The 15,933-nt window shown below is 66.8% G+C and carries 11 protein-coding genes and 1 tRNA gene; 5 read left to right on the plus strand and 7 right to left on the minus strand.

Translation table 11 applies throughout. From position 1 onward, the window contains the following. The first annotated feature begins 25 nt into the window (after window positions 1-25). Window positions 26-2,446 (plus strand): FAD-dependent oxidoreductase, encoded by a 2,421-nt coding sequence (locus Q8S30_RS06330; protein ID WP_305665185.1) that lies wholly within the window; start codon window positions 26-28, stop codon window positions 2,444-2,446. 81 nt (window positions 2,447-2,527) lie between these two features. After that, window positions 2,528-3,115, plus strand: a complete 588-nt coding sequence (locus tag Q8S30_RS06335; RefSeq protein ID WP_305665186.1) for an NTP transferase domain-containing protein — start codon at window positions 2,528-2,530, stop codon at window positions 3,113-3,115. 12 nt (window positions 3,116-3,127) lie between these two features. Here Q8S30_RS06335 and Q8S30_RS06340 read toward each other — a convergent pair whose 3' ends face one another. The 6 genes from Q8S30_RS06340 to Q8S30_RS06365 form a co-directional block, all read right to left on the minus strand. After that, a complete protein-coding gene (locus tag Q8S30_RS06340; protein ID WP_305665187.1) occupies window positions 3,128-5,350 on the minus strand; it encodes a Hint domain-containing protein in 2,223 nt (740 codons plus the stop codon). Between the two features lie 133 nt (window positions 5,351-5,483). Beyond that, window positions 5,484-6,305, minus strand: a complete 822-nt coding sequence (locus tag Q8S30_RS06345) for a Hint domain-containing protein (protein WP_305665188.1) — start codon at window positions 6,303-6,305, stop codon at window positions 5,484-5,486. 357 nt (window positions 6,306-6,662) lie between these two features. Further along, on the minus strand, window positions 6,663-8,807 hold the full coding sequence (locus Q8S30_RS06350; protein WP_305665189.1) for a Hint domain-containing protein: 2,145 nt from the start codon (window positions 8,805-8,807) through the stop codon (window positions 6,663-6,665). 543 nt (window positions 8,808-9,350) lie between these two features. After that, window positions 9,351-9,740: a hypothetical protein gene (locus Q8S30_RS06355; RefSeq protein ID WP_305665190.1), complete on the minus strand. Its 390-nt coding sequence runs from the start codon at window positions 9,738-9,740 to the stop codon at window positions 9,351-9,353. Between the two features lie 227 nt (window positions 9,741-9,967). Then, window positions 9,968-10,052 (minus strand) — tRNA-Leu (locus Q8S30_RS06360). 120 nt (window positions 10,053-10,172) lie between these two features. Then, the gene (locus tag Q8S30_RS06365; RefSeq protein ID WP_305665191.1) at window positions 10,173-11,039 is read right to left on the minus strand and encodes a neutral zinc metallopeptidase; all 867 of its coding nucleotides are present in this window, start codon (window positions 11,037-11,039) and stop codon (window positions 10,173-10,175) included. A 220-nt stretch (window positions 11,040-11,259) separates the two neighbouring features. Here Q8S30_RS06365 and Q8S30_RS06370 point away from each other — a divergent pair, with 220 nt between their 5' ends. After that, entirely contained in the window at window positions 11,260-11,754 is a 495-nt protein-coding gene (locus tag Q8S30_RS06370; protein WP_305665192.1) for a disulfide bond formation protein B, read from the plus strand. On the opposite strand, the gene Q8S30_RS06375 is transcribed toward Q8S30_RS06370, so the two are convergent. Then, on the minus strand, window positions 11,751-12,062 hold the full coding sequence (locus tag Q8S30_RS06375; RefSeq protein WP_305665193.1) for an usg protein: 312 nt from the start codon (window positions 12,060-12,062) through the stop codon (window positions 11,751-11,753). The two genes, Q8S30_RS06370 and Q8S30_RS06375, sit on opposite strands and share 4 nt — an antisense overlap. Window positions 12,063-12,254: 192 nt before the next feature. Here Q8S30_RS06375 and gyrA point away from each other — a divergent pair, with 192 nt between their 5' ends. Further along, the gene (gene gyrA, locus Q8S30_RS06380; protein WP_371135456.1) at window positions 12,255-14,984 is read left to right on the plus strand and encodes a DNA gyrase subunit A; all 2,730 of its coding nucleotides are present in this window, start codon (window positions 12,255-12,257) and stop codon (window positions 14,982-14,984) included. A gap of 166 nt (window positions 14,985-15,150) precedes the next feature. Beyond that, the gene (locus Q8S30_RS06385; protein ID WP_305665194.1) at window positions 15,151-15,915 is read left to right on the plus strand and encodes a hypothetical protein; all 765 of its coding nucleotides are present in this window, start codon (window positions 15,151-15,153) and stop codon (window positions 15,913-15,915) included. The last annotated feature ends 18 nt before the right edge of the window (window positions 15,916-15,933 follow it).

Here is a 15,933-nt window from a genome sequence, read left to right on the forward strand (position 1 = left end):
GCGAGGCAGCGGCAAGGAGAGCGCGATGAAATCCCATACCCGAGTTCTGGTGATCGGCGGCGGTGTCGTCGGCTGTTCGGTTCTCTATCACCTGACCAAGCTCGGCTGGTCCGATGTGATGCTGATCGAGCGGTCGGACCTGACCTCGGGCTCCACCTGGCACGCGGCGGGGGGGTTCCATACGCTGAACGGCGATACCAACATGGCGGCGCTGCAGGGCTACACCATTCGCCTCTACAAGGAGCTGGAGGCGATCACCGGCATGTCCTGCGGGCTGCACCATGTCGGGGGCATCACCCTTGCCGACACGCCCGAGCGGTTCGACATGCTGAAGGCGGAGCGGGCCAAGCACCGCTACATGGGGCTGGATACCGAGATCCTGAGCCCGGCGGAGGTGGCGAAGTTCACCGACGGGCTGGTGAACACGGATGGCATCCTTGGCGCGCTCTATGATCCGCTCGACGGGCATCTCGACCCTTCCGGCACCACCCATGCCTATGCGCGGGCGGCGCGGATGGGCGGGGCGGAAATCGTGTTGCACAACCGGGTGCTGGAGACCAACCCCCGCCCCGATGGCAGCTGGGAGGTGGTGACCGAGAAGGGCACCATCATCGCCGAGCATCTGGTGAATGCCGCCGGCCTCTGGGCGCGCGAGGTGGCGGCGATGGCGGGGGTCTATCTGCCGCTGCTGCCGATGGCGCACCAATACCTCGTCACCGACGACATCCCCGAGATCATGGGCATCCTGGCCGAGGGCCGCGAGTTCCCGCATGTGATGGACCCGGGCGGCGAGAGCTATCTGCGGCAGGAAGGGCGCGGCCTCTGCATCGGCTTCTATGAGAAACCCTGCGAGGCCTGGTCGGTCGATGGCACCCCCTGGGGCTTTGGCCATGAGCTGCTGAACGAGGCCTTCGACAAGATCGAAGACTCGGTGGCCTTCGCCTATCGCCGCTTCCCGGTGCTGGAGCGGGCCGGGGTCAAGCGGGTGATCCACGGTCCCTTCACCTTCGCCCCCGATGGCAACCCGCTGATCGGCCCGGTGCCGGGCCTGCGCAACTACTGGTCGGCCTGTGCGGTGATGGCGGGCTTCAGCCAAGGCGGCGGCATGGGCCTTGCCCTCGCGCAATGGATGATCGAGGGCGAGGTGGAGCGGGATCCGCGCGGCTTCGACGTGGCCCGTTTCGGCACCTGGACGACACCGGGCTATACCGTGCCCAAGGTCATCGAGAACTATCAGACCCGCTTCTCTGTCGCCTATCCGAATGAGGAAAAGCCCGCCGCCCGCCCGTTCCGCACCACGCCGATGTATGACATCTTCGCCGGGATGCGCGCGGTCTTCGGCCAGCAATACGGGCTGGAGGTGGTGAATTACCACGCCCTTCCCGGCGAGCCGCTCTATGAGACGCCGTCATTCAAACGCTCCAATGCCTGGGAGGCGGTGGCGCAGGAATGCGCAGCGGTGCGCGAGGGCGTGGGGATCAACGAGATCCAGAACTTCGGCAAGTTCCGGGTGAAGGGGGCTGGCGCGCGGGCCTGGCTGGACCGGATCATGGCGGGGCGCATCCCTGCCCCCGGCAAGCTGAGCCTGACGCCGATGCTGTCGCATCAAGGCAAGATCATCGGCGATTTTACCGTGACCTGCCTCAGCGAGACCGAATTCCAGATCACCGGCAGCTACGGTGCGCAGGACCAGCACCGCCGGTGGTTCGAGGCCAATCTGGATGCGGGGGTGAGCGTCGAGAACGTGTCGGACCGCCTCACCGGCTTCCAGATCGCTGGCCCGCAGGCGCGGGAATTGCTGTCGCGCGTGACCCGCGCCGATGTGTCGGCTGCCGCCTTCCGGTTCATGGAGGCGAAGCGGATCGTGGTCGGCATGGCGGACTGCCTTGTCCAGCGCGTCAGCTATACCGGCGATCTGGGGTTCGAGATCTATTGCGACGCCATGGTACAGCGGCAGCTGTGGACCGCGCTGTGGGAAGCGGGCCAGGACCTCGGCCTGCGCCCCTTCGGGATGCGGGCGATGATGTCGCTGCGGCTCGACAAGTTCTTCGGCAGCTGGGGCCGCGAGTTCAGCCCGGACTATCTGCCCGGCGAGACCGGCATCGCCCGCTTCATCCGCTGGGACAAGGAGTTCATCGGCAAGGGTGCGGCACTGGCCGAGCGGCAGGCGGGGCCGGCGCGCAAGCTCTGCGCCTTCGTGGTGGAGGCGGTGGATGCCGATGTGGTTGCCTATGAGCCGATCTGGGTGGGCGGTGAGGTGCGCGGCTTCTGCACCTCGGGCGGGTATGCCCACGGGTCGGGCCTGTCGGTCGCGCTTGGCTTCCTGCCCACGGAGATGGCGGTGGACGGGCTGGCGGTGGAGATCGAGATCCTTGGCGAGCGGCGGGCGGCCAAGCTGGTGACGGCGCCGCTCTGGGATGCGGATGGGGCGCGGATGCGCGGCTGAGGCTGCGCCTTTGGCCGGCCGCCGGGGGCGCTGCCCCCGGACCCCCGGGATATTTGGACCAAAACGAAGGGGAGGAGGAGCTTGGCTGAACTGGTGATCCTTCTGTGTGCGGCGGGCAGCTCTCGGCGGATGCGGGGCGGCGACAAGTTGCTGGAGGGGGTGGGCGGCGTGCCTTTGCTGCGGCGGCAGGCTGTGGCGGCGGCGGCGCAGGGGGGGCGGGTGCTGGTGACGTTGGGGCCGGATCAGCCTTTGCGCGCGGCGGCGTTGGAAGGGCTGGCGGTGGAAGCGCTGGTCGTGCCGGAGGCGGCGGAGGGGATGGCGGCCTCGCTGCGCGCCGGGGCGTTGGCCGCAGAGGGGGCGGCGCTGCTGGTGATGCTGGCGGATATGCCGGAGATCGGGGCGGAGGACCTGGCGGCGGTGATTGCGGCGCACCGTGCCGCGCCGGAGGCGGTGATCCGCGCGGCGGGCGCGGATGGCACGCCGGGGCATCCGGTGGTGGTTCCCGCGCGGTTGCTGGCGGGCCTGACCCGGTCGAGCGGCGATCAGGGCGCGCGGGAGGTGCTGCGGGGCGAGGCGGCGGTGCTGGTGCCCCTGCCCGGCCGGCGCGCGCTGGTCGATCTCGACACGCCCGAAGACTGGGCGGCGTGGCGGGCGCGGACCGGCCTTTAGGAGTTCGGGCCTTCAGGCCGCCAGCAGCGCCCGCACCTCATGTGCCTTCAGGCTGGGGCGGGCCGAGAGGTAGCCGGGGCCGCCCTCGCTGGTGCCGCGGGCGAGTTCCGGGAAGAGCTTGAACAGCTCCGCGCGCTGCGCCTCGCCCATGCCCGAGAGGGTGCGGGCGCCGGGCTGGAAGCTTTCGGTCCAGGCGCCCTCGGCGAGGATGATCTCATGCTGCGCGCACATGATGTGGATATAGGTGACTGGCGCCGCCTTGCCGCGGGTGATGCCGGGGCGGCCGACGAGATGCACAGCCGCGGCCAGCACCTCGAGATCGCCGAACATCAGCTCGGCCCGCGAGCCGGTGAGCAGCATCCGGTGCTGGGGCGAGACGGTCAGTGCGCGTTCGGGCAGGCCTGGCCCGAGCGCGCCGGCGGCGATATGGACCGGGCGCAGCGAGGGATCGGCGCGCAGGTCGGCGGTGGCCAGCGGGCGAGCCCCCGTCCATTGCACCGGCTGGAAGCCGTTGTCGCGGGTCAGCACCAGATCGCCGGGGCGGAGGCTCTCGACGGCGCGCGGGCCCTTGGCGGTGTCGATCAGGGTGCCGGGGGTGAAGCAGGGCACGATGACCTCGATATTCTCGAAATAGAGCGTGCCGGCGGGGGCGCCGGTGGAGTCGAAATACTCGACATAGCCGTTCTGGCCGTTCCCGTCGCTGTCGGTGCCGGTATAGGTGATGGTCTTCGATCCGCCGACGGGCTTTGACCCGGTCAGGTCGAGTGTGTCGTAATCATTGCCGCCGGAGCCGCCGCGGATGATGTCGCCGGCGCCGTCGCCCGAACCCGAGATGTAGAAGATGTCGGCATCGTCGCCGCCATCCATCGTGTCGGCGCCGGCGCCGCCGATGAGGATATCGTTGCCGCTGCCGCCCTGCAGCGTGTCATTCCCGGTGCCGCCATCGAGGAGGTCATTGCCGCTGCCGCCGATCAGCGTGTCATCGCCTTCGTCGCCATAAAGCCGGTCATCGCCCCCGGCGCCGTCCAGCACGTCATTGCCGGCGCCGCCGTGGAAGACATTGGTATAGGCATCGGCGCCACTGCCCTGACCGTCGAACCCGGTCAGGTTGTCGTCATAGGCCGAGCCATAGATCCCATCGATGCCCGAGAGCGTGTCGCCCGTGGCATCGCCGCCCGAGGCGGTGCCGGTCGCAAGGTTGATGGTGACGCCGGCGCCCGAGGCGCTGTAATCGGCATAGTCCATGCCGGCGCCGCCGTTCAGGACATCGGCCCCCGCGCCGCCTTCGAGGATGTCATCACCATTGCCGCCGAACAGCGTGTCATCGCCTTCGCCGCCCTGCAGCGTGTCATTGCCCTCGCCGCCATCGAGCAGATCATTGCCGGTGCCGCCGATCAACGTGTCATTGCCGGCCTCGCCAAACAGCTGGTCATCGCCATAGCCGCCGGAGATCACGTCATCGCCGTCGCCGCCGCGGATCACGTCATTGTCGGGGGCCGGAACCGCCTGGAACTGCACGTCCGAGACCAGGATCGTCTGGCTGCTGCCGCTGGAGCCGCTGTTGTTATAGTCGATCTCGATCCGCGCAACCGGGCCCGGCACCGTGACCAGAACCGAGCCATTGGCGCTGCTGGCGAGGTCATTGCCGCTGCCGGCGGTGATGGTATTGCCCGAGACCGTGTCATTGCCGGCCGGCGTGAGGGTGACGGGCACCGCATTGCCGTTCGCATCATAGGCGCGGATGGTGATCACGTCGCGCCAGCTTCCGGTGTCGACATCGCTGATGCGGAAGGTCACATCCTCGACGCTGTCCGAATAGAGGCTGCCTTCGGACGCGGAGAAGTCCATCGACACGGTGGCGGTGTTGCCGTTGCCGGTGCCGTCGATCCGCGCGGCGGAGGTGGTGGAATAGGTCTCGGCGGCGGTCTTGTACTGTGTCGAGTCGGTTTCCACCGCAAAGCCGGTGCCGCGGCCGTCATTGGTGTAGCCGACGGTGACATCGATGCCGCCGGTGTTCTGGGTGAAGCCGCCGGTCAGCGAGGTGCCGTCGCCGCCCACTTGCGTCCAGTTCAGATCCAGTTGGGTGGCTGTGACGGGCGCGTCCGGGCCGCCGATCACCGTGTCATTGCCACCGCCGGCGTTGATGGTGTCATTGCCCGCACCGGCATTGACGGTGTCCGCCGAGGCGGTGCCCGTCCAGGTTTCGTTGCCGGAGGTGCCGGTATATGTCGCCATCGAGAGTGCCTGCCTTCTGCAATTGCCCGGGTTTCGGGGCCGTCTTTACAGTTGGTTAGGCAAGAATTGGGGCCGGATCGTGGCCCGGGCTGGCCATTCTCGGGATGGCGAGCTGGGGGCTGGTTGCCCGCATTCAGGCGGCGCGGGGCCCGGCGATGGCGCGGCAGGAGGGCGCGGGGTCCATGCCGAACCCGGCCCCGGCAAGGGCGCTGCGGCTCGCCTCGGTCAGACCGACCATCGCCGCGGGATCGGGGCGCAGGCTTTCGCTCCAGCAGCCTTCGGACAGGATTGCGTGATGGCGGTCCAGCAGCAGGTGCAGGTAGCGCACCTCTGTCAGCGGGGCGACGTCGATGCCGGGTTGCCCCAGCAGATCGCGGGCGGGCAGGAACATTTCCTCGGCGGGGCTGTCCGCGGTTGCGGGGCGCTCGGCCAGTAGCAGATGGTTGGGGGACAGCAGCATGTCCCGCGCCGGCAGACCGGGGCCAAGCACCCCGGGGCTGACACGCACCGGGCGCAGCATTGGCAGCAGGCCAAGCGCGCGCCAGCAGAAGTCGCGCTGGCCGGACCAGAGCAGCGGCTGCGCGCCAGCATCGCGGGTGATGATCCGGTCACCGGGGCGGAGGTCTTCGACCGGGACAGGGCCGGCAGCGGTCATGATGCTGGTGCCGGCGGTGAAGCAGGGAATTGCCGCCGCGACCTCGGCCAGATCCTGCGACCAGAGCGGGGCGCCATCGTCATCGACGCCCTCGACGCGACCGGCGAGGCTGTCACCCTCGTCAAGCACAAGGCGCACTCGGCCCTGCGCGGCGAGGCACGCGAAGAATTGACGTTCGAAGGCGGGCGCTGGCTGCGGCGCGGTCGGCAGATCGATCTGCGGCAGGTCGGCATCGCGCCGGCGCTGGACCGGGGGCGCTGGTCCGGTGGACCGGCCAGGCGGGCTATGCTCCAGGGTCATACCTGCCTCCTCGACCTTCGGGGGGGCGGGCGCAATACGGCCCCCGCCAGCACCAGATAGCCACCCACAGGTTGACAGCACGTCAACGCTCTGGGCCGATCCCAATGGCATCTGTCGAAAGGAGGAGCGCTGTCACGGGACAGTGCGTTTCTGATCAGGTAACAAGATCAAAGAGTTTGGGCCGGAGAGCGTGCCCCCGCACCCTCCGGCCCTGTTGCGTTCCGTCCCTGGGCGGATGCCCCCGGAGCCGGGCGCGCCTGGCGCCCCTGCCCCGGTCACAGGCGCCCCCTGCACAAGGGCGCCCCGCCGTTCCGCGCCTGCCCCGCGCGCCGCAGCGCGCCGGCCATGCCTCGCGCCTTAGCGGGCGAGCAGCGCAGCCTCGTGCCGTTTCAGCGTGCGCCGGGCGGCGGTGTAGTCGCCCAGGCCTTCCGGGGTGCGCAGTTCGGGGAAGAGATCGAAGATCTCGCCGCGCTGCGCATTGCCGATCCCGGCGAGGGTGTAGTCGCCCGGCTGGAAGCTTTCGGTCCAGGTACCGTTCGCCAGAACCACTTCGTGCTGGTCGAACATGAAGTGGATGTAGGTCACGCCAAGGGCATCGACGTTCTGCACGCCCTTGTTGTTCACCAGGTGCTTGGCCGAGACCAGAACCTCATGCTCGTCGAAGTAGAGCGCGGTGCGGTCATTGGCCACCAGCATCCGGTGGTTCGGCGAGACCAGCATGTCACGCTCCGGCAGGCCATTGCCAAGGCTGCCCTGACGGATCAGCACCGGCTTCATGTGGGTGGCACGCGACAGCTGGCCGTAATCCAGCGTCTTGTGGCCGAGCCAGCGGATTTCCTGGATGCCGTTGTCGCGGGTGATGATCTTGTCACCCACGCGCAGCTCTTCCACCAGACGCTCGCCGCGCGGGGTGGCGACGGCAGTGCCGGGGGTGAAGCAGGGAACGACTTCCTCGATCTCGGTGAATTCGAGCTTGCCGGTGAAATTGCCATCGGCGTCGAAGTAGTTCACGTAGCCGTTCTGGCCGTTGCCGTTGCTGTCGGGCCCGGTGTAGTGGATCGACAGCGAGCCGCCATCGGTGACGGATCCGGTCAGGTCCAGCACGTCATGGTCGTCGCCGCCGGCGCCGCCATCGACCACATCGCCGATGCCCTCGCCCGCACCGAAGGTGAAGGTGTCGCGGTCGTCGCCGCCATAGAGCTTGTCGGCCCCGGCGCCGCCAATGATCAGGTCATCACCCGCACCGCCCTTGACGGTGTCACTGTCGTCGCCGCCGTTCAGATAGTCGTCGCCGCCGCCGCCTTCGATATAGTCGTCGCCACCATTGCCCCAGAACTGGTTCGTGTAGGTGTCGGCGGGGGTGGTGCCCTCGTGGTCGAAGCCGATCAGCTTGTCGTTGAACTCCGACCCGATGACGCCGTCGATGCCGCCTTCGATCTTATCGTTCGCCGCATCCCCGCCCGACATCGCGCCGGTTGTGAGGTTGACGTTCACACCCGAGGCGGAGCTCGAATAGTCGATATTGTCCTGGCCAGTGCCGCCGTTGAACGTGTCCGCACCCGCGCCGCCGATGAAGGTATCATCGCCGTTGCCGCCGCTGAGGTAGTTCTTGCCCGCGCCGCCGATCAGAACGTCGTCGCCGTCGCCACCATAGAGGTTGTCGTCATGATTGCCGCCATCCAGCACGTCATTGCCGGCGCCGCCTTCCAGCGTGTCGCAGCCATCGCCGCCGACCAGCGTGTCATCGCCGTCGCCGCCATAGAGCTTGTCATTACCCGAGCCGCCATCAAGGTAGTCGTTGCCGGCCTCGCCATAGAGCTTGTCGTCGCCCGCCTCGCCATAGACCTCGTCATCGCCGAGACCGGCATAGACCGTATCGTTCCCGGCGCCGGCTTTGACGATATCGTCATTCGGCGCCTCGCCCGGCAGGATCGCGTCGTTGTTGTCGATGCGGTCGCCTTCGGGGTCGCCGGTGTAGCCAGCGTTGATCAGGTCATTGCCCGAGGTTCCCTCGACGATGCCGTCGGGATCGATGGTATAGGTCGCCAGCTTGGCATATTCGACGCTGGGATAGGTGCTGTTGCGGCAGATCACCTCATAGGTGGTGCCGGCGACCAGAGGCTGGCTGCTGACGATGCCGGCGGTGTCGTTGCCGTCCATCTCGAACACGTAGACGGTGATTTCGGCTGCCGGATCGGTCGAGCCCGCCGGGCGGACGACATAGCTGTATTCGGGAGTGATGCGGCCGTCCGACGAGTCGTAATCCTGATTGTCCAGCGTGACATCGTTCACGAGGTTCTGGCTGGTATCGCCGTCGTTGAAATACTTGTCATTGTCGGCGACAACCACGGTCTTGGGCTGCGCGCTGGACCCGATGGTGAAGGTCTCGCCGGCCGGATGGCCATCGCCCCCCGTGCCGTCGCGGAACAGGTCGTTGTCCGACGCGGAAATGTCCGAAAGATCCCAAGCCTGGATCGTGTAGTTCGTGTACGAATAGGTCATCGTTTACCCTTCCTGCCTGCGGATCTTGGCGGCGCGGGACAGTGGCCCTTGCGCAGCCGGCGCGTTCGACAAGCTGGCAGCGCCCGGGATCCCGCGTGCAGCCCGCTGCGGGGCCGCCCTGACTTGGGATCCAGTGGTCGCCAACATCTTGTCATTCCCTCGTTTCTTGCCGCGCGGATCGCTCCGGTCGTGGCGTCGGTCGAACATCGCGGCACCAAGGCTCCGCATCATCGGTGACCACGCCGGACAAAACGACCGGCGCAGCAAGGGATGACGCCGCAATGCGGCGTATCATCCGAGACCGACCCGTCAGGAAGTGATGAAGAGGAACGACAGGCATGCAGCAAATGTCTGTCCGGGCGCCGGGAAAGATCCCGGCGCTAGAGGGCGGTTCCGCAGAAGACCCACCTGACAGCCTAAGCTCGCAACACCTGCGCCTTGCGGCGCCTCACCACTTACCGACCGCCCCCACGGCCGTAGATGCCCCTTTCAGGACAGGATCTGGATACGCCCGAGATACGACGAAACAAAGTGAAAAGTGGCTCAACCATGGCAGATCGCCGCTGCGCCGCCGCGTCTGTCCGGGCGTCGGCGCGGGGAGACGCGAGCATCCGGGGGCTGGATGTTTCCAAACCGGAAAAACTGCCAACGTGGTGAAATTCCGCTAAAACCGGGCATTTTCGGGCAATTTCCTGACCAGATGCGGCCTTGCCCCTGCGTAATATCGCCCTGCAGTTGCAACATAGTTTCCGGTTTCGCGCCGATAGGATGCCGCAGGGCGGCATCGATCGTGGTGAAAAAAGGCGAAAACATGGCAAAGGCTGGTCGTGCAAAAACTGGCGCCAAATTCACCAAATTGGAAAGATTGTTGCCAGAAACCACCCGAAAAAGCCGCCACCCTGCCCGCAACCGATTCGGTGCGGCCGAAAACACCCGTTGATTCGGCCAAATTGGACGGGTTCGGTTAACCACTTGCCCCCTCCCCGGCGCCGCGATGCGGCGGCCAGGCTGGGCGCCTCGCACGACTGCCCATATGGGCATTTTGGAAACAATTTTTCTGAATGCCCGTGAATTGTCGCCAAGCCAGCACCAGTCATGCTGCGCCGACGTTCAGGTGTCGGGGCCTGCATCAGGAGATCTGGCCTGAGCCTTGAACAAGGTGGTGCGGGTGGTCGGGATCGAACCGACACTCCTTGCGGAACCGGATTTTGAGTCCGGCGCGTCTACCAATTCCACCACACCCGCATGTGGGCCGCCCGTGGCGGCACGTCTTGTCCGGGATCCCAGCCCTCTGGCAGAAGGGCCGGGATTTCCGGCTGCCGTCCTAGCGCAGCGCGCCGGCTCTGGCAAGCGCCGCTGGTGTGCTCACAGGTTGCGGGCCGAGAAGGTGTCGCAGGCGTCGATCTCGCCGCTTTCATAGCCGCGGCGGAACCAGTCCTCGCGCTGCTCGGACGTGCCATGCGTGAAGGTATGCGGCATCGGCACGCGGCCGGAGCTGCGCTGCAAGGTGTCGTCGCCGATCTGCCGCGCGGCGTTCATTGCCTCGGCAATGTCGCCGGGCTCGATGCTGCCGAACCTCTCACCCGCATGGTTGGCGAAGACGCCCGAGAAACAATCGGCCTGCAGCTCGACCCGCACCGAGATGGCGTTGGACTGTGCCTCGCTGGCCTGCGCCCGCATCTGGTTGGCCTCGCCAAGGATCCCCAGTTCATTCTGCACATGGTGGGCCACCTCATGCGCGATCACATAGGCGGCGGCGAAATCGCCCTTGGCGCCAAGCTGCTGTTCCAGCGTGTCGAAGAAGGCGGTGTCGAGATAGACCTTGTTGTCGCCCGGGCAGTAGAAGGGCCCGGTCGCGCCCGAAGCGCCGCCGCAGGGCGATTGGGTCACGCCCTTGAACAGCACCAGCGTCGCCGGGTCATAGCCGCCGCCGGCTTCCGCGAAGATGCCCGTCCAGACCTCCTCGGTATCGGCGAGGGTGACAGAGACGAACTCGCCGACCTGAATGTCATGCTCGGTCAGCTCGGCGCCATCTTGAGACCATTCGCCATCGCCGCTGCCGCCGGTGGTGCCGTTCAGGAGGGGGGTCACGTCCACCCCCAGAACCCATCCGATCAGCACCACGGCCACAAGGCCAAGCCCGCCGATCTGGATGCCGCCGCCGCCCATGCGCGCGCCCGATTTGCGCCGATCCTCGATATTGCTGCTGCCGCGCCGTCCTTGCCACCGCATGTTGGTTCGCCCTTCCTTGCTCTCGCGGGCGGACGTTACCGCCCCCGCCCGGCGCTGCCAATCGCGCAGGTGCAATGCGCGGCAGGTGCTCGCGGTTCCGTGGCTACTCGTGCGCGCAGGGATGCTTGACCTCGGCCCACTCCCGTGGCCAATGATGCGCGGGGCGAAGCGGCAGAGGCACCATGCAACAGGTCACCGACAGAACAGCGGAGCGCCGCGCATGAGCGCCGCCCGCATCCTCTTCACCCCGCAAGTCTGGGGCCGCAGCCTCTGGGTCGCGCTCGCGGCTGCCGGATCGGCGGGGCTGCTGGCCGGCGCGCTGATATTCCAGGCGCTTGGCTATGCCCCCTGCCCCATGTGCCTGTGGCAGCGCTGGCCGCATGTGGTTGCCATCGCCATCGGCATCCTCGCGTTCTTCGTGCCGCGACGGGCACTGCTGTGGCTCGGCGCGCTGGCGGCGGCCACCTCGGGCGCCATTGGCATCTATCACACCGGGGTCGAGCGGTCATGGTGGGAAGGCCCGTCGAGCTGCACTTCCTCGGGCGTGACGGGCGTGTCGGCAGATGACCTTCTCAACCAGATCATGGCCGCGCCGTTGGTGCGCTGCGATGAGGTGGCGTGGCAGATGCTGGGCCTGTCGATGGCCAGCTGGAACGTGCTGGCCAGTTTCGCGCTGGCCGGGGTCTGGCTCTACGCCGCGTCTAAACGTGCTTAGTGCAGCGTGAACTCTCCCACCACATTGCGCCACGAACCCGGCGCGATCAGCTTGCGATGGGTGAAGCGCACCGAATGCAGCGGGCCTTCGATTGTTTCCTGCCAGAACTCGATGAAGCGGAACAGCTGCGGATAGTCCGGCGCAAGGTCATATTCCTGCCAGATGAAGCTGTTGAGCACATGGCGATAGTCCGGCATCCGGTAGTAGAGCTCGGCCGTGGTCAGCCCGTAGCCGCGCAGCATCAACTCGGTTTCAGGGGCGGTTCCGGGGCGGGATTGGGCGGGTTTTGGGGTCGGATCCTGTTGCATGTCATGCCTCCTGACGTTTCTTCTGTCACAAGAGTGCCACGCCCGGATTAAAAATCAACGAAAACAGTATGTTGTCACTCACATCAGGTGGCTGCTGGCCTGCGCGGTCCCCCGGCATTGCACCCAACGGATGGGATGGGTTATAGTCCCGCGCAACAAGATCTGGACAAGACCAAATAGGCGGACAGCACCGTGAGCGATACCCCGGAGACCCCCGAAACCACGCCCGAAAGCATGGACGAAAAGCCGTTCCGCATGGCGCATGACGGCCCGCAGGTCTCCATCGCCGGCGAGATGCGCACCGCCTATCTGGACTACGCGATGAGCGTGATCGTCAGCCGCGCGATCCCCGATCTGCGCGACGGGCTGAAGCCGGTGCACCGGCGCATCCTGTTCGCCATGCACGAGACCGGCAACACCCATGACAAGTCCTACCGCAAGTCGGCGCGCCCGGTCGGCGACACGATGGGGAAATACCACCCCCATGGCGACGCCTCGATCTATGACGCGCTGGTGCGGATGGCGCAGCCCTTCTCGATGTCCCTCAAGCTGCTCGACGGGCAGGGCAACTTTGGCTCGATGGACGGCGATAGCGCCGCGGCCATGCGCTATACCGAAGTGCGGATGGACAAGGCCGCCAGCATGTTGCTGGCCGATATCGAAAAAGACACGGTCGATTATCAGGACAACTATGACGGCAAGGACCGTGAGCCGACGGTGCTGCCGGCGCGGTTCCCGAACATGCTGGTCAATGGCGCGGGCGGTATCGCTGTCGGCATGGCGACCAACATCCCGCCGCATAACCTTGGCGAGGTGATCGACGCGACGCTGGCGCTGATCGAGAACCCGGACCTGACCTCGGAAGGGCTGATGGAGTATATCCCGGCCCCCGACTTCCCCACCGGCGCCCAGATCATGGGACGGGCCGGCGCGCGCAAGGCCTATATCGAGGGCCGCGGCAGCGTCATCATCCGTGCCAAGACCCGCGTGGAAGAGGTGCGCAAGGACCGCTTTGCCATCATCCTCGACGAGATCCCCTATCAGGTGAACAAGGCGACGATGATCGAGAAGATCGCCGAGCTGGTGCGCGACAAGCGGATCGAGGGCATTTCCCACATCGCCGACGAATCCGACCGTGTCGGCGTGCGGGTGGTGATCGAGCTGAAGCGGGATGCGACGCCGGATGTGGTGCTGAACCAGCTCTGGCGCTTTACCCCGATGCAGACCTCGTTCGGCTGCAATATGCTGGCGCTGAACGGCGGCAAGCCCGAACAGCTGACGCTGCGCGATTTCCTGACCCATTTCGTGACCTTCCGCGAGGAAGTCGTCGCCCGCCGCACCGCGTTCGAGCTGCGCAAGGCGCGCGAGCGCAGCCACATCCTCTGCGGCCTCGCCGTGGCGGTGTCGAATGTCGATGAGGTGGTGCGCACCATCCGCGCCAGCGCCGATGCGGCCGAGGCGCGTGAAAAGCTGATGACCCGGCGCTGGCCGGCGCATGACATTGCCGAATACATCCAGCTGATCGACGATCCCAGCCACCGGATGAACGAGGATGGCACCTACAACCTGTCGGAAACCCAGGCCCGCGCGATCCTGGAGCTGCGCCTGCAGCGCCTGACTGCGCTTGGCGTCAAGGAAGTCACCGACGAGCTGCAGGAGCTGGCCGCCAAGATCCGCGAATACCTTGAGATCCTCGCCTCGCGCGAGCGGATCATGGCGATCATCTCGGACGAGCTGCGCGAGATCCGCGCCCAGTTCGCGGTGCCGCGCCGCACCGAGATCATCGACTGGGCCGGCGACATGGACGATGAGGATCTGATCGAGCGCGAGGACATGGTCGTCACCATCACCTCGGGCGGCTATATCAAGCGCACGCCGCTGGCCGAGTTCCGCAGCCAGCGCCGCGGCGGCAAGGGCCTGTCCTCAATGGCGACGAAAGAGGATGACGTTGTCACCACGCTCTTCGTGGCCAACACCCATACGCAGCTGCTGTTCTTCACCACCGACGGCATGGTCTATTCCCTCAAGTGCTGGCGCCTGCCGCTGGCGGGGCGTGTCGGCCGCGGCAAGGCCATCGTCAACATCCTGCCGATCGCGCCCGGCGTCTCCATCGCCGCGCTGATGCCGGTGGATGAGCCAGAGGCGGAATGGGACAACCTTCAGGTGTTCTTCGCCACGTCGGAAGGCGAGGTGCGCCGCAACGCGCTGTCCGACTTCGCCAATGTCAAACGCAACGGCAAGATCGCCATGAAGCTGCCCGAGGGCGTGTCCCTCGTGAACGCGCGGATCTGCGATGCCAATGACGATGTGATGCTGGTCACCGCCATGGGCCGCGCGATCCGTTTCCCCACCACCGAGGTGCGGGTGTTCAAGGGCCGCGATTCCACCGGCGTGCGGGGGATCCGTCTGTCCGAGGGCGACCGCGTGGTGTCGATGTCGGTGATCCGCCACTTCGAGGCGGACCCGGCAGAGCGCGAGGCCTATCTCAAGCAGCGCCGCCTGATGGCGGGCGTGGTCGATGAGGCCGAGGCGGATGAGGATGAGGAAGCGGTCGAGGCCGGGCAGCTCTCGCCCGAGCGCTATGCCGAGATGTCGGCGGCCGAGGATCTGATCCTGACCATCACCGTGCGCGGCGCGGGCAAGCTGTCCTCCAGCCACGGCTACCCGGTGCGCGGGCGCGGCGGCATCGGCGTCAAGGCGATGGACGGCGCGATGCGGGGCGGGCAGCTGGTCGCCTCCTTCCCGGTCGAGATCACCGATCAGGTGATGCTGGCGACCTCGACCGGCCAGTCGATCCGGGTGCCGGTGGAGCAGATCAGCTTCCGCTCGCGCTCGGCCGGCGGGGTCCGGGTGTTCGACACGGCGCCGGGGGAAGAGGTCGTCTCGGTCGCCCGCGTGGCCGATCAGGGCGAGGAAGAGTAAGCCTTTCCTCACTGTAAGACTTCGGAAGCGCCGCCCTCAAAGGGGCGGCGTTTACCGTTTAACCAATTGACACTTAAGTAATTTCCTTAACGAAACCTTTATGGGACAAGCCTTGGCAACAGCCGGATCAGGGGCGAACGCCTCCGCCCGCCCAAGGAGACGTCCCATGAAAACCGCAGCCCTCTGCGCCTGCCTCGCCGCCCCGCTCTGCCTCGCCACCCCGGGCCACGCGCAATCCAGCCTTGGCTTCACGCAAGGCGCGGCGCAGGTTGGCGCGGTGTCGGTGGATGGCGACACCTACGCCAATGCCAGCCTCTCCATCGACTTCGCCATCACCGGCCATCACGGGCTGCAATTCGATCTGGGGCTGACCGATCAGAACACCGGCGCGCTCGGCTCCATCGACGGGCATCTTTACATGGTGCCGGGGCGGGGCTGGAAATACGGGCTGTTCGGCCATGTCGCCGATCTTGACGGCGTCGATGCGACGACCCTTGCGGTCGGGGCCGAGGCGATGGTGGATCTGGGCCCCTCGACCCGCGCCGAGGCGCAGGCCGGCATCGGCGTACGCAACCCCGGCAGCTTCGATTTCATCTTCGCGCAGGGCGCGCTGGATCATGCGCTGTCGGACCGCGTCGGTGTCTATACCTCGGGAATGGTGGCGGAATATGACGAGCCGGGCTTCTCCGCCACCGGGTATGAGGGGCGCATCGGTGCCCGCTGGCATCTGGCCGCGGCGCCGGTGGTGATCGACGCATCCATCGGGCGGTCCGGTCTGTGGGGCGAGGACAGCCTCAAGGCCGAGACCGTGGCGCGGCTGTCCATCAGCCTGACGCTTGGCGCGGATCGCAGCGCCCGCGCCCCGGCCGCGCGGCGGATGTTCCGCCCGGTGACCCCGCTGGCGCCGTTGCAACTGCGCGGGCTGGAGTGAGGCCCGCGCGAAGCCCCC

It is taken from the genome of Frigidibacter sp., assembly GCF_030695035.1.
In the GTDB taxonomy this organism is placed as follows: Bacteria; Pseudomonadota; Alphaproteobacteria; order Rhodobacterales; family Rhodobacteraceae; genus Frigidibacter.

What these genes read in the sequence shown, in the direction of transcription:
- Q8S30_RS06330 (WP_305665185.1), top strand. Translation starts at nt 26, where the DNA reads ATGAAATCCCATACCCGAGTTCTGGTGATCGGCGGCGGTGTCGTCGGC.
- Q8S30_RS06340 (WP_305665187.1), bottom strand. Translation starts at nt 5,350, where the DNA reads ATGGCGACATATACCGGCACCTCCGGCAACGAAACCTGGACGGGCACC.
- Q8S30_RS06345 (WP_305665188.1), bottom strand. Translation starts at nt 6,305, where the DNA reads ATGACCCTGGAGCATAGCCCGCCTGGCCGGTCCACCGGACCAGCGCCC.
- Q8S30_RS06350 (WP_305665189.1), bottom strand. Translation starts at nt 8,807, where the DNA reads ATGACCTATTCGTACACGAACTACACGATCCAGGCTTGGGATCTTTCG.
- Q8S30_RS06365 (WP_305665191.1), bottom strand. Translation starts at nt 11,039, where the DNA reads ATGCGGTGGCAAGGACGGCGCGGCAGCAGCAATATCGAGGATCGGCGC.
- Q8S30_RS06370 (WP_305665192.1), top strand. Translation starts at nt 11,260, where the DNA reads ATGAGCGCCGCCCGCATCCTCTTCACCCCGCAAGTCTGGGGCCGCAGC.
- Q8S30_RS06375 (WP_305665193.1), bottom strand. Translation starts at nt 12,062, where the DNA reads ATGCAACAGGATCCGACCCCAAAACCCGCCCAATCCCGCCCCGGAACC.
- Q8S30_RS06385 (WP_305665194.1), top strand. Translation starts at nt 15,151, where the DNA reads ATGAAAACCGCAGCCCTCTGCGCCTGCCTCGCCGCCCCGCTCTGCCTC.